Genomic DNA, 12916 nt, shown 5'->3' with positions numbered 1-12916 from the left:
TCGCTCGCCGTCACGATCCCGTCACGTACTCCGCAGTCAGTTGGCCGCTGATGAGACACATCGGGACGCCGATCCCCGGCGTGGTGTACGAGCCGGTGAAGTAGAGTCCGTCGACCGCATCCGAGACGTGCGGCGGTCGAAGGAGGGAGGTCTGCCGGAGCGTGTGCGCGAGCCCGAGCGCGGACCCCCGGTAGCCGTTGTACCGGTCGGCGAAGTCGCTCACCGAGAACGTCTCCTCGAGGACGATCCGGTCGCGCAGGTCGGTACCCGTGTGCTCGGTGATGTCCTCCAGGACCAGGTCGCGGTACCACGACCGCGTCTCCGGGTCGTCATCCAATCCGGGGGCGATCGGCACGAGGGCGAAGAGGTTGCTGTGGCCCGCGGGGGCCACCGTGTCGTCGGTCTTCGAGGGGACACAGAGGTAGTAGGCGGGGTCGCGCGGCCACTCCGGGTCCTCGAAGATCCGGTCGAAGTGCTGCTCCCACTCGGTGGGCAACACGAGCGTGTGGTGGGCCAGCTCGGGGACGTCGCCCTCCACGCCGAGGTAGATCAGAAACGCCGACGGCGCGTACGTCCGGGACTCCCAGTACTCGTCGGTGTACTGTCGCTTTTCGGGCGGCAGCAGCTCCCGCTCGGTGTGGGCGTAATCGGCGTCCGAGATGACCAGATCGGCGAGATACCGCCGGTCGTTCGCGGCGTCGACCGCGAACCCGCCGCGGCGCCCCTCGATCGCGGTGGCTTCGGCGTCGGTCACGTACTCGACGCCCAGCTCCGCGCCGAGATCGACGACCGCGTCGACGACCGCGCCGATCCCGCCGTCGGGATAGTAGACGCCCATGTTGAAATCGACGTGGCTCATCAGGTTGTACAGCCCCGGCGTGTTCGTCGGCGACCCGCCCAGAAACACGAGGGAATACTGCATCAGCTGCTGGAGCTTCGGGTGCTCGAAGTACCCCTCGACGTGGTCCTGCATCGAGCCGAGCAGCGAGAGGCCGTGGGCGTGCCGGAGGACGTCGCGGTCGACGTAGTCACGGAGCCGCGGCCGGTCCTCGTAGACGAAGTGCTCCATCCCGACCTCGTAGGTGTATTCGGCCTCCGTGAGGTACCGCTCGAGCGCCTCGCCGGCGCCAGGCTCGTAGGATTCGAACAGCTCCTTGTTGGCCTCGACGTCGGGACCCACGTCCACGCTGTCGCCGTCCTTCCAGAAGACGCGATAGTGGGGATCCAGCCGGGAGATCGAGTAGTAATCGGACGGCGACCGGTCGAAGTGACCGAAGAACCGCTCGAAGACGTCCGGCATCAGGTACCACGACGGGCCCATGTCGAACCGGAAGCCGTCGGTCTCCAGCCGGCTGGCCCGGCCGCCGAGCTGCTCGTTCTTCTCGAGGAGGGTGACGTCGGCGCCGGCGTCGGCCAGATAACAGGCCGTCGAGAGGCCGCCGAACCCGCCGCCGATGACGACGACCGACTCGCCCCCAAGCGAGTCGATCTCCGGATCCACGTCCATGGCGATCGTACGGGCGTCCGCGACATAAAAGCCGGCGCGACGTGCCGCGACTGCAGCAGTTTCGAGCTCCGTCACGGCCGCGATCCTTCCGTCCCGTGTCGACGCTCAATCCTCGAGCGCCGCGAGCGCTGCGTCGACCCGGTCGGCGATCGCGGACCGGTCGGCGACGGGGAGCAGTGGCGGCCGGACGTCGGCGTTCGGAACCACGCCGCGATGTGCCAGCGCCGCCTTCGTCGCCGGAGCGAACCCGTGGTCGGTACACGCCTCGAAGAGCGGGCTGATCGCCCCCTGCTGGAGTTCACGGCCGCGGGGATCCTCGGCGTGCTCGAAGGCCGCCCGGAGGACTCGCGGCACGACGTTCGAGAGCGCGTTGATCCCGCCGTCGCCACCGGCTCGGAGCGCGGGGACCAACAGCGCGTCGTAGCCCTGGAGACACCGGAACGCGTCGGGCGTCTCCCGGACGAGCCGCGAGAAGTACGCCAGATCGCCGCTTGAGTCCTTGATCCCGATCGTCCGCTCGTGGTCGGCGACCGCCGCGACCGTTTCGGGCTCGATCCGCGTGCCGACACACTGTGGGATGTTGTACAACAGCACGGGAAGCGGCGATCGGTCGAGGACTGCCTCGAAGACCCGTCGGTTTCCCTCGGGGGCCGTCGCGGTCGCGAAGTACGGCGCGACCACGGCGGCCGCGTCGGCGCCGGCCGCTTCGGCCGCCTCGATCGCGGCGACCGTCTCCGGTACGTTCGTGGCGGCGGCGCCGGCGATCACCGGCACGTCGACCGTCTCCGCGGTCACCTCGATCACGCGGCGGCGCTCGGTGCCGGTCAGGCTCGGGAACTCGCCGGTCGTGCCGCAGGGGAAGACGGCGTCGATCCCGGCCGCCTCCAGGTGCTCGAGGAGGGCGACGAGCGCCGGCTCGTCGACCGTGGCTCCCTCGTCCGTGAACGGCGTCACGATCGGCGCGGCGATCCCCGCGAGCTGCTCTCTGACGTTCATATCCGACCGATCGGTCGGGGTTTATAAATAACCGCCACACGATCCCCGACGTCGGCGTTTCGGTGACGGATCGCGCGAACGCGGCCGACGGCCGGAATCACAGGGATTATCGGGAGCAACGGCGAATCCGCCGACACATGGCACAACGAGAAACCTGGGCGACCCGCGTCGGGTTCGTCCTCGCGGCGATCGGTAGCGCGGTCGGACTCGGGAACCTCTGGCAGTTCCCGTTCAAGACGGCGACCAACGGCGGCGCGGCGTTCGTCGTCTTCTACCTCGCTGCCGTCTTCCTGATCGGCTTCCCGGCGATGCTCTCCGAGTTCGTGCTCGGCCGCCGGACGAAACGCAACGCGATCGACGCGTTCGGTCGGCTCGGCTCCGGACCCTGGCGGGTCGCCGGCGCGCTCGCCGTGGTCACCGGCTTCTGGATCCTCTCGTATTACAACGTCGTCGGCGGGTGGGTCCTGCGGTACATCCTCGGCAGCGTGAACGGCGCGTACTTCGCGAACCCCGGCGAGTACTTCGCCGCCGTCTCCGCCGGTCCGGGTGCGGTCGTCGCGCAGGCCGTCTTCCTGGCGATCGTCGTCGGGATCGTCGCGCTCGGCATCGAGGACGGCATCGAGAAGGCGACGAAGGTGATGGTGCCGAGCATCGTCATTCTGATGGTGGCGCTGGCGATCTGGGTGGCGACGCTGCCCGGATCCGGCGAGGGGTACGCGTTCTTCCTGTCGCCGGACCTCTCCACGATGATCGAAAACGCCGGCACGATCATCCCGTTCGCGGTCGGGCAGGCGTTCTTCACCCTCTCGCTCGGGATGGCGATCATGATCACCTACTCCTCGTACGTCGGCCGCGACGACAACCTCATCCTCGACGGCGGGTCGGTCGTCGTCACGAACACGCTCGTGGGGATCCTCGCCGGCCTCGTCGTCTTCCCGATCCTGCTGACGATCGGCGCGGGTGCGGACATCACCACCGAGACGGGCGGCGCCGGCGCCCTGTTCGTCGCCACCGCCGCCGGGTTCGGGTCGATCCCGTTCGGCCGTCTCTTCGGCGTCGTCTTCTTCGGCGTCGTGTTCATCGCCGCGCTCTCCTCGGCGATCAGCCTCCTCGAGGTGACGGTCTCGTACGCCAACGACAACTACGACGTTCCGCGGCCGGCGCTGTCGGTCGCCATCGGCGTCGCGCTCTTCCTGCTCGGGGTTCCCTCCGCGTGGAACACCGGCTGGCTGACCTGGTTCGACAACATTGCCTACCAGCTCCTGCTCCCGCTGTCGGTGCTGCTCACCGTCCTGTTCGTCGGCTGGGTGCTGGGGCGGGAGGCCGTCGACGAGCTGCTCTCGGGCGCCGAGGGGTACGCGACGTTCGGCACGGTCTGGATCTGGACGATCCGGCTCGTGGTCGTCGGCGGCGTCCTCCTCACGCTCGGGCTCGGGATCAACGAGCTGTTCCTCGTCGAGGACGCGGCGTTCTTCGCGCCGTTCTGACGCGGTTCCTCGCCGCTCCGTTTTCGACCGCGGTCCGCCTCCGTTCCGGCTTTCGGCCGGTCCCGCCGCGGCTCGTCTCGTCAGCCTTTTTCGCGCCGGCACCCGAGCGCACGACGATGACGAGATCCACGTGGCGGACCCGAATCGGGTTCATCCTCGCCGCCGTCGGCAGCGCGGTCGGGATCGGGAACATCTGGCGGTTCCCGTGGCTGACCGCGGAGAACGGCGGCGCGGCGTTCCTGACGGTGTATCTCCTGTTGGTCGTCGGGGTCGGCGTCCCGGGACTCATCGGCGAGTTCGTGATCGGCCGCCGGAGCAACCGCAACCCGGTCGGGGCCTTCGACGAGCTGGCCGGCCGGTGGTTTCGCCCGCTCGGCGCGGTCGCGCTGCTCGCGTCGACCGTGATCCTCTCGTTCTACTCGGTCGTCGGCGGCTGGATCCTCCGGTACACGGCCGCGAGCACGACCGGCGCGTACTTCACGGCGCCCCAGGAGTACTTCGCCGCGATCGATTATGGGCTCGGCGCGGTCGGCTTTCACGTCCTCTTTCTGGCGATGACCGTCGCCATCGTCTACCTCGGCGTCGAACGCGGGATCGAGGTGTCGACGACGGTGATGGTGCCGGGGATCGTCCTCCTCTTCGGCGCGCTCGCGGTCTGGGCATCGACGCTGCCGGGCGCCGGCGGCGGCTACGACTTCTACCTCTCGCTCGACGTCGCGTACCTGCGTGAGAACCTCTTCAGCGTGCTTCCGGCGGCGGCCGGACAGGCGCTTTTCACCCTCTCGGTCGGCGCCGGCACGATGCTCACCTACTCCTCGTATCTCGGCGAGGACCGGTCGCTGGCCGCCGACGGCACCCTGATCGCCGTTCTCAACACCGCGATCGGCGTGCTCGCCGGCCTGGTCATCTTTCCGCTGTTGTTCTCGCTTGGCGTCTCGCCCGGTCAGGGCGGTCCGGGCGCGCTGTTCGTGAGCCTCGCCGGCGCGTTCGCCGAGCTTCCCTACAGCCGCCTCGTCGGCGTCGTCTTCTTCGGCGTCGTCCTGCTGGCCGCGCTCTCCTCGGCGATCAGCATCCTCGAGGTGCTCGTCGCCTACCTCGTCGACGAACACGGCCTCTCACGGGAACGGGCGACCCTGGGAACGGGCGGGCTCTTTCTGGTCACCGGGAGCATCGCGGCGCTCTCGCCGGCGGTCTTCGCGCTGCTCGCCGACACGCTCGCGAACGTCGTGCTCACGGCGGGGCTGCTCGGGTTCCTGCTGTTCGACGGCTGGGTTCTCGGGCGGCTCGCCCGCGAGGAGTACGCACGCGGCGCCGGGCCGATCGCCCGTCTCTTCGAGCTCCCGTGGTACTACGCGATCGCGGTCGTCCTGCCCGTCTTTCTCGCGTTCACGCTGGTCACCGGCGTCGGCGGGATCCTCGGGATCGGCATCTCGACCCGCGGGGCCGCGGCGGTCGCGGTCCTCGGCGTCGGCGGGGCGATCCTCGCGCTCCGCCGGCACGGCGTTCCCGGGTGATCCGAGACCGCGTGATCGGCGCGGACGACTTTCGAGGGGTACAATTATACCGTTTCGAACCCTGAATAAACCCGTGCGCGCACAGTCGTCGGCAATCGGGGGGATCATGATCCTCGGCGTCGTCATCGCCGTCTCGACCACGGCCGGCGTCGCCGGACTCGCCGCCGTGACCGACCAGGCCGCCGATCGCTCGTCGGCGACGATGGTCGAGACGGAGCTGAACGCCTCCGCGGTCACCGTGACCCACGCCGGCGGCGACGCGATCCCGGCCGCCGACGTTTCGATACGGATCGACCACGGCGGCACGGTCGATCGCTATCGGCTGAACGGGACGGACGGTCCCGGAGACGTCACTCCCGTCGACGCCGAGACCTGGCAGCCCGGCGACGAGTGGCGACTCGCGTCGCCGCCGTACGACCCCGACGACGCCGTCGTCGTCGAGGTGATCCACGATCCCTCCGGCGAGACCCTCGACCGGACGACCCGTGACCCGACCGGGGACGAACCGGACGAACCGGACGACGCCGGGAACGGTGACGCTGGAGACGGGGATGACGATCAGGCCAGCGACGATGACGACGCTGACGACGACAACGACAACGGCGATGACGGCAAGGACGATGGCGACGCTGACGACGATAGCGACGCTGACGACGATAGCGACGCTGACGACGATAGCGACGCTGACGACGAGGATGACGATAGCGACGATGACGACGATGACGACGAGGACGACGAGGACGAGGACGAGGACGACTGACGCTGGTCGGGCCACCCGGTCGACTCGGCTTCCCGGCCGCCGGCGTTTCGACGGACGACGTACCGTCCCATCGACAGGCCCTTATGGGCGGTTCTCGAACGCCGGAGTATGACTGCCGTCGGCATCGACGCGATCGAGATCCGAACGGGCAAGCTACAGCTCGACCTGCCGAACACCTTCGCGCCGCGGAAGGGCGAGGACCCCGAGAAGTACACGAAGGGACTGGGCCTCGAGACGTCCTCGTTCCCGGACGTCTACGAGGACATCGTCACGATGGGGGCCAACGCCGCCAAGCGACTGCTGGACCGAAAGGGGATCGAGCCCGACGAGATCGGTCGGATCGACGTCGCGACCGAGTCGGCCTTCGACCACTCGAAGCCGGTGTCGACCTACATCGCGGGCTGTCTCGAACAGGTCTACGACGGCGACTTCAGACACGCCAACAAGGGGGAGCGAAAGTTCGCCTGCGTCTCCGGCACCCAGGCGATCGACGACGCCTACAACTGGATCCGCGCCGGCCGCAACCGCGGACGGGCCGCCCTGGTGATCGCGACGGACACGGCGCTGTACGAGCGCGGCGACCCCGGCGAGGCCACCCAGGGGGCGGGCGCGGTCGCGATGCTCGTCACCGAGGATCCCTCGATCGTCGAGCTGTCCACGGACCAGGGCTACGGGAGCATGGACGAGACGGACTTCCTCAAACCGAACCAGCAGTTCCCCAGCGTCGACGGCAAGCGCTCGATGCAGGTGTACCTCGCGCGAATGCGCGAGGCGCTCGAGGACTACGAGTCGGTCGCCGGCGCCGTGGAGCCCGACACGGTCGCGTACGCGCCGTTCCACACGCCGTTCCCCGGGATGGTCCGCAAGGCCGGCCTCTTCGCCTACCGACACATCACGCGCAACACCCCCGTCGAGGACGAGCTGGCCGACGCCATCGGGCGCCAGCCCCGGGAGGCCGACTACGAGTCTCGAGAGGCCTACGAGGAGGCGATCAGCGAGTATATGGACGCGCTCAAGGGAACCGACCGGTATCAGGGATGGTACGCCGACACGATCGAGCCGACCCTCGAGCTCTCGCGGGTCGTCGGCAACTGGTATACGGGGTCGGTCCACCTCGCCCGCGCGAGCGCGCTGCGGCACGCGGTCGAGCGCGGCCTCGACGAGGAGTTCGTCGGCGAGCGCCTGCTGGTCGGATCGTACGGCTCCGGCGCACAGGCGGAGATCCACTCCGAGACGGTCCAACCCGGCTGGCGCGAGGAGATCGAGGCGCTCGACGTCGACGAGCAGCTCGCGTCCCGGTACGACCTGTCCTTCGAGGAGTACACGCAGGTCCACGAGGTCCACGATTACGACAAGTCGGTCGACGTCGAGGCGTTCACCGCGCCGGACGGCGAGTTCGTCTTCACCGGCTGGGGCCGGATGAACGAGCGCACCTACGACTACGTCGAGTAGCGCGCCGCGTCCCCGACGTCCTCCGTTCAGGGTGGGTGGGACTCAGACGTCCGGGTCGATCGGCACGCCGTCCTCGGTCCGCGGGGCGACGTGGTCGATGAACGACTCGACGTCCGGCTCCCGGACCGTCACCGACACCTCGATGTCGCCGAGCTCGTCCGGCGATCCGACCGCGAAGGTGACGACCCCCTCGAAGGCCGGCTGTTTTTTGATCGCGAACTCGAACCCGTCCTCGTCGGCGGTCTCGAGGAACACGCGGCGAGCCGTATCGAGGATCTCCTGGTCGTGAAGGACGTCGGAGAAGGGGTCGAGCGTGTGCGTCTCCGCGATCAGTCGCCCGTCGCGAAACTCCAGGTCGGCCTCCGGGAAGACGTTCCGGACCGCGTCGGCGACCCGGTCGGTCACCTCCGTGTCGTTGACCGGCGCCTCGATCCGCACGTCGATGCTGTAGATCACGACCCGTCACCCCGGCTGGCCCGGTCGGTCCGGACGACGTCGGCATCGGCTGGGTCGTCGGCCGCCGCCTCGACCCCGAGCAGGTCCCGAACCCGGTCGCGGAACGCCGACAGCGAGCCGGTGTTGTCGATCTCGACGTCGGCCGCCTCGATCACCTCGCCGAGGCCCAACTCGAGCTCCCGCTCGTCGCGCTCGCGGAGGGCCTCGACGTCCGCGTCGGCCGCGTCGCGGCCGCGGTCGGCGAGCCGCTCCGCGCGGACGTCGAAGGGCGCCCGGATCGCCACGAGCGTGAAGTCGTCGCCGAACGCCTCGCGGAACCGCTCGAGCTCGACCGGCGACCGGAGCCCGTCGACGAGCACCGTGTCGGCGTCGCTCGCGTCCCCGTTTGCGTTCGCATCCGTGCCCGAGTCCCCATCCGCGCCCGCGCCCGAGTCCGCATCCTCGATCGCCTCCCGGATCCGGGGCACGGTTCGGGCCGCGATCGCGTCCGGTCCCTCCTCCTCGCGGAGCTTGCCGGCGATCCGGCCGTGGTGTTCGGCCGGATCGAGCCCGCGGTTTCGACACGCCTCGCGGATCACGTCGCCCATCACCACGACCGGGATCCCGGCCTCGTCCGCGACCGTCGCCACTTCCCCCTTTCCGCTTCCGGGAAGCCCGACGGTACCGATGACTCGCATTACCGGTTCGTCGGCCATGCCGGCCATTAAGCGCTGCGGAGCGACCCCGGTCGGGGTGTCGGCGTCGTGATCGTCGGCGAGCGGCGGGGGTGAACCTCATCGCTTATAAGCGATCGACCGTACGTGCGAGTGAGGGCACGTAGCTCAGCCCGGATAGAGCGTCGGACTTCTAATCCGATGGTCGTGGGTTCGAATCCCACCGTGCCCGTCCAGCGAGGTGCATCGCGGCGAGCGAACCGGCACGCAGAGGATTCGAACCCTGGAATTCACAGCCCGCACAACCGAACGAAGCGAGGCGAGCAGGCCTGTCTGGCTCCGGTTCGAATCCACCGCGCCCGTTCCGTTATTGTGCTCTGTTGAATCCGCAATACACTAACCGACAGATACGAGCGAAGGAACGACGGATTCAGCGGCGAACTGTGGCTCCATCTCCAGCCCATTGCTGTCATCGGATTCAACAGAGCAGTCCGATCAGCACCTGTTCCGGTTATCCCCGTCCACGACCGGTCCTAGTCGGTTGCGTTGGTCTTCCTCGTTTATTCGATCTCGAGACTATCCGAGCCGCCCGCAGCGCCCTCACTGTTCTCATCCCACTCGAGCTCGAACTCGATGCTCAGCTCTCCAGGGCCACCGGCCGGCCCTTCCCGTTCGGCTTTGACTTCGAATGTCGGACGTTCCGGGGGGTCCATCGTGACGGACTCTTCCCCCGCCCTCAGGGTGATCGAATCCCCCTGTTCGAGCTTTTCGACGACGTTCCGGAGGTACGACGCGATTTCGTCTCGGCTCCGGGCACTCTCGGATTTGAACAGGACTTCTTCAGGCATACACTCCCATTTACACCCCCTGCTCGGATAAGTGGTCCTCTCAACCTCACACCGAGATTTTTCTCGTTACGCTAGGTGGGAGACCTTCAGGCTCCTCGACGTCCGAATCATTCTCCTCGACGATACGTCAGCAGGGACACTCGCGCCCGGTCGGACGAGTACGAGGTCGCCCTCGGAGAGTTCACTGACGGGGACCTCCTCGGTCTCTCCAGCGTCAGTGATCCGCTCGTCGGTGTCCGGCATCAGCTTCGCCAGTTCGTCGACGGCGCTCGAAGCTCGGCGTACCGACCGCATCACGATCCGGTGGCCGAGCAGTATGCCGTCGATCAGCGTGACGAGCTCCCGGAAGAACGCCGACTGAGTCGGGAAGACCACGCTTGCGATGTAGAGGATGCGACGGTGGTTCCCTCCACAGTCATACCGAAACCGTTCTCCGGTTCCCCAACTGCCGACACCAAGGATGTTCAGCTGGGATACGGGAACCTTCAGACGTCCATCAGTGGTCGTGGCCCTCCATCACCATCGGATGCCCGGTGACGTATTCGTCGGGATCCTCTTCGAAGGCCTCCTTGCAGGTCTTCGAGCAGAAGTGGTACCTCTCGCCGTCGTGCGTCGCCGCTGGCTCGCTGTCGTCGGTCCGCATACCACAGACGGGGTCACGGTACTGGCCGGGCGCACCGAGGCCGCGTCGATAGACGTACAGCAGGAACCCCGAGAGCGCGAAGGCGATGAGGTTGAGGTAGAACGTGTAGTTGAGCTCGAAATACGTCTGCTCGGTCGCCGTCTCGCCACCCGCCAGATCTGGAACGATGCCGAGGGCGTCAAACAGCAGCTCCATGAGGAAGCCGGTGAACGCCATCGTGACGAAGAAGACGCCGAGGATGTACAGCATGATCTTCCAGCCGTAGTACTTCCGGTAGACGTTCAATACGGGAATCGTGATGAGGTCGGCGTAGACGAACGCGATGACGCCCGCGAAGCTAATGCCGCCGCCCCAGAGCGCGACCGCGAACGGGACGTTGCCCATGCTGCCGACGAAACTGACGACGGCGATGGCGACGCCCATGATCGCGTGCTCGGCGGTCACGAGCAGGCCGTCGCCCCGGATGAACAGGGTATTCCAGACCCACTGGGGGACGAAGACGATGACGAACCCGGAGATGAGAAAGCCCGCGATGACGTCCTTCCAGATCATCGACCACTCCTTGCGGTACTGATTGGCGATCTTGTACCAGCCACCCCACGAGCGCAGTTCCTCGCGCCACCCGCCGCTACTCGACGTTTCCTGCAGGTACGTCTCCATACAGCCCTCCGAACAGAATTTGAGCGTCTCACCGCCGTCAGTCGTGAGGGTGTACTCGTCACTGCCTTCCATCCCGCAGGTCGGGTCTTCGGTGACCCCCGCCTCGTGATCGCGCTCGTTGAGCGTCTCCCGAACCTCGTCGAAGAGGTTTTCGGGGAGCGTGAGGTGGACGATCACCGCCATCACGGCGATGAGAATGAGTCCACCGAGTAACTCTGCGACCAGAAACTCCCAGCCGAGCAGAATCAGAATCATCAACCCGAGTTCGACGATGAGGTTCGTCGACGCGAACATAAACGCGAGGAAGTTCACCGCGTGCGCCCCCTTCTTGAACAGCCCCTTTCCGATGGCGACAGCGCCGAAACTACAGCCACTACTGGCCGCGCCAAACGCAGTCGCCTTGGTGAGTCCGCTCAGATCGCCGTCACCCAGCACCTGTGCCATTCGTTCCTTGGAGACGTAGACCTGAACGAGACTCGTGACCGTGAGGCCCATGATGATCGCCCACGCCGCCGTCCAGAGGAAGCCCACACCGATACGTAGAGCTTCGAAGACGCCATCAACCATCGTCGCCACCATAGGTATACTTTCGAAGGGATCATCTATTGCAGTTTTCCTTCAGATAGTTCGGGTCATAGCCGTAATGAGTGGTTACTTCAAAAGAAATCGGTAGGAGAAACACGCAGGTCAAAGGCACAACCGCATTGAATAGTTAGTGCGTAGTATTACCCGAGGCCCAAACTCACGGAGGGATACAATATGCCGACGAATTCAGACGATACGCGACTTGTTACGCTCCTCCTCGTTATCATCGGTGCGTTCGTCATCTTCCCGTTGTTCTTTATGGGCTTCGGGATGATGGGATTCGGCCCGATGATGGGTGGGACGTGGGGCGGTCATATGTGGGGCGACGGGACGATGCCTGGCTGGATGTTCATCGTCGGCATCGTGATGCAGCTGCTGTTCCTCGCCGCCATCGTCGGTGGTGGGTACCTCATCTACCGCGCGATTACGGGAGATGCGAGTGATTCAGACCAAGCACTCGAAGAGCTTCGGCTCGCCTACGCACGCGGGGAACTGACTGACGAGGAATACGAACAGCGACGGGAGGCGCTTGAACGAGATACCTATTGAAACCTTAAAGCGCAATTTATGTTGGATATGTTGATGATTGTCTCTTTTTCTAAACACAATTGGGATGCTATGTGGCCTGGATTCGTATCTTCGTTTAGGCCTTCCTACCGCGTCCGCTCGGTATCCAACGGTTTCTCGGTCGTTCCGGAATCGCGTCGCTCCGTCCGGGATATATAAGGCCCATCCGCACGACGGACGGTACATCCACGGGGACGAGCGCCGAACCCGTCCCCGGTTGCGGTCACCGCCGCAGGACGTGTCCCCAATGACGACGCAGCCATCCGACGACCGGCCGATCGAGGGCGAGACGATGAGCGACGCGGCGATCGACGCCGTCCTCGAGACCCACGGCACGGGAACGCTCGCGCTCGCGGACGGGAACGACGCGTACGCGATCCCGATCTCGTTCGGCTACGACGCGGGTCGGGTCGTCTTCGTTTACTGGCAGTTTGGTTCCGGGAGCCGAAAGGTCGCGTTCACCGAGGCGACCGACAGCGCGTGTTTGACCGTCTTCGAGCACCGGTCGCCGACCGACTGGCGGAGCGTCGTCGTCCGCGGACCGATGGCCCCGATCGAGCCCGACGAGCGAACGACCGTCGGGAAGCTGATGGACGAGAACGCCTGGGTGCCCGACCTGTCGGTCCTCGAGGAGCGCCGCCTGTCGCCGGTCCCCTACGAGCTGTCCATCGAGGAGGCCACCGGACTCCGCGGGGTCGACGCCGACCCGCTGACGCGGTAGTTCGGGGAGTTCGAGGCGGTCGGCCGGCCGTCCGTGGCTGCCCGGCGGCGTCCCGCCGCACGCTTTT

Annotated in this window: 12 protein-coding genes, 1 tRNA gene and 1 pseudogene; 7 read left to right on the top strand and 7 right to left on the bottom strand. The window is 66.6% G+C overall.

The window, feature by feature from the left end:
* Nucleotides 1–10 precede the first annotated feature (10 nt).
* Both BLV25_RS02545 and BLV25_RS02540 read right to left on the bottom strand, forming a co-directional pair.
* A complete protein-coding gene (locus BLV25_RS02545) occupies nt 11–1582 on the bottom strand; it encodes a phytoene desaturase family protein (protein ID WP_343123926.1) in 1572 nt (523 codons plus the stop codon).
* Between the two features lie 30 nt (nt 1583–1612).
* A complete protein-coding gene (locus BLV25_RS02540; RefSeq protein ID WP_092730612.1) occupies nt 1613–2503 on the bottom strand; it encodes a dihydrodipicolinate synthase family protein in 891 nt (296 codons plus the stop codon).
* A 137-nt stretch (nt 2504–2640) separates the two neighbouring features.
* On the opposite strand from BLV25_RS02540, the gene BLV25_RS02535 reads away from it, so the two are divergent.
* The 4 genes from BLV25_RS02535 (at nt 2641) to hmgB (ending at nt 7716) form a co-directional block, all read left to right on the top strand.
* Nucleotides 2641–3990 (top strand): sodium-dependent transporter, encoded by a 1350-nt coding sequence (locus tag BLV25_RS02535; RefSeq protein WP_021073322.1) that lies wholly within the window; start codon nt 2641–2643, stop codon nt 3988–3990.
* Between the two features lie 116 nt (nt 3991–4106).
* Entirely contained in the window at nt 4107–5504 is a 1398-nt protein-coding gene (locus BLV25_RS02530; protein WP_092730610.1) for a sodium-dependent transporter, read from the top strand.
* A gap of 73 nt (nt 5505–5577) precedes the next feature.
* Nucleotides 5578–6264, top strand: a complete 687-nt coding sequence (locus tag BLV25_RS02525) for a type IV pilin N-terminal domain-containing protein (RefSeq protein WP_092730608.1) — start codon at nt 5578–5580, stop codon at nt 6262–6264.
* 108 nt (nt 6265–6372) lie between these two features.
* Complete coding sequence (gene hmgB, locus BLV25_RS02520) at nt 6373–7716, top strand: hydroxymethylglutaryl-CoA synthase (RefSeq protein WP_021073319.1); 1344 nt, start codon at nt 6373–6375, stop codon at nt 7714–7716.
* Between the two features lie 42 nt (nt 7717–7758).
* Here hmgB and BLV25_RS02515 read toward each other — a convergent pair whose 3' ends face one another.
* Both BLV25_RS02515 and BLV25_RS02510 read right to left on the bottom strand, forming a co-directional pair.
* Nucleotides 7759–8172 carry an RNA-binding domain-containing protein gene (locus tag BLV25_RS02515; protein ID WP_021073318.1) on the bottom strand — a complete coding sequence of 138 codons (414 nt, stop codon included), beginning with the start codon at nt 8170–8172 and terminating at the stop codon, nt 7759–7761.
* Complete coding sequence (locus BLV25_RS02510; protein ID WP_092730606.1) at nt 8169–8849, bottom strand: AAA family ATPase; 681 nt, start codon at nt 8847–8849, stop codon at nt 8169–8171. Before BLV25_RS02510 ends, BLV25_RS02515 begins: the two co-directional genes overlap by 4 nt.
* 133 nt (nt 8850–8982) lie before the next feature.
* Here BLV25_RS02510 and BLV25_RS02505 point away from each other — a divergent pair.
* Nucleotides 8983–9057: transfer RNA gene (locus BLV25_RS02505), tRNA-Arg, on the top strand.
* A 328-nt stretch (nt 9058–9385) separates the two neighbouring features.
* Here the strand turns inward: BLV25_RS02505 and BLV25_RS02500 are convergent.
* From BLV25_RS02500 to BLV25_RS02490, 3 genes and pseudogenes are all read right to left on the bottom strand, one after another.
* A complete protein-coding gene (locus BLV25_RS02500; RefSeq protein ID WP_092730604.1) occupies nt 9386–9673 on the bottom strand; it encodes an amphi-Trp domain-containing protein in 288 nt (95 codons plus the stop codon).
* 91 nt (nt 9674–9764) lie between these two features.
* A pseudogene (locus BLV25_RS02495) lies at nt 9765–10057 on the bottom strand (P-type ATPase); the annotation flags it as partial.
* 112 nt (nt 10058–10169) lie between these two features.
* Nucleotides 10170–11555 carry a permease gene (locus BLV25_RS02490; RefSeq protein ID WP_039400732.1) on the bottom strand — a complete coding sequence of 462 codons (1386 nt, stop codon included), beginning with the start codon at nt 11553–11555 and terminating at the stop codon, nt 10170–10172.
* A gap of 180 nt (nt 11556–11735) precedes the next feature.
* Here BLV25_RS02490 and BLV25_RS02485 point away from each other — a divergent pair, with 180 nt between their 5' ends.
* Both BLV25_RS02485 and BLV25_RS02480 read left to right on the top strand, forming a co-directional pair.
* Nucleotides 11736–12110: an SHOCT domain-containing protein gene (locus tag BLV25_RS02485; RefSeq protein ID WP_021072772.1), complete on the top strand. Its 375-nt coding sequence runs from the start codon at nt 11736–11738 to the stop codon at nt 12108–12110.
* A gap of 265 nt (nt 12111–12375) precedes the next feature.
* Nucleotides 12376–12849 (top strand): pyridoxamine 5'-phosphate oxidase family protein, encoded by a 474-nt coding sequence (locus BLV25_RS02480; protein WP_021072773.1) that lies wholly within the window; start codon nt 12376–12378, stop codon nt 12847–12849.
* Nucleotides 12850–12916 lie beyond the last annotated feature (67 nt).

Source organism: Halopenitus persicus (genome assembly GCF_900107205.1).
GTDB lineage: Archaea > Halobacteriota > Halobacteria > Halobacteriales > Haloferacaceae > Halopenitus > Halopenitus persicus.
This window is presented reverse-complemented; position numbering and strand designations above follow the sequence as displayed.

Bases quoted from the DNA above. Each gene is read 5' to 3' on its own strand.
- BLV25_RS02535 (WP_021073322.1), top strand. From the start codon at position 2,641: ATGGCACAACGAGAAACCTGGGCGACCCGCGTCGGGTTCGTCCTCGCG.
- hmgB (WP_021073319.1), top strand. From the start codon at position 6,373: ATGACTGCCGTCGGCATCGACGCGATCGAGATCCGAACGGGCAAGCTA.
- BLV25_RS02490 (WP_039400732.1), bottom strand. From the start codon at position 11,555: ATGGTGGCGACGATGGTTGATGGCGTCTTCGAAGCTCTACGTATCGGT.
- BLV25_RS02485 (WP_021072772.1), top strand. From the start codon at position 11,736: ATGCCGACGAATTCAGACGATACGCGACTTGTTACGCTCCTCCTCGTT.
- BLV25_RS02480 (WP_021072773.1), top strand. From the start codon at position 12,376: ATGACGACGCAGCCATCCGACGACCGGCCGATCGAGGGCGAGACGATG.
- BLV25_RS02510 (WP_092730606.1), bottom strand. From the start codon at position 8,849: ATGCGAGTCATCGGTACCGTCGGGCTTCCCGGAAGCGGAAAGGGGGAA.
- BLV25_RS02530 (WP_092730610.1), top strand. From the start codon at position 4,107: ATGACGAGATCCACGTGGCGGACCCGAATCGGGTTCATCCTCGCCGCC.
- BLV25_RS02540 (WP_092730612.1), bottom strand. From the start codon at position 2,503: ATGAACGTCAGAGAGCAGCTCGCGGGGATCGCCGCGCCGATCGTGACG.
- BLV25_RS02500 (WP_092730604.1), bottom strand. From the start codon at position 9,673: ATGCCTGAAGAAGTCCTGTTCAAATCCGAGAGTGCCCGGAGCCGAGAC.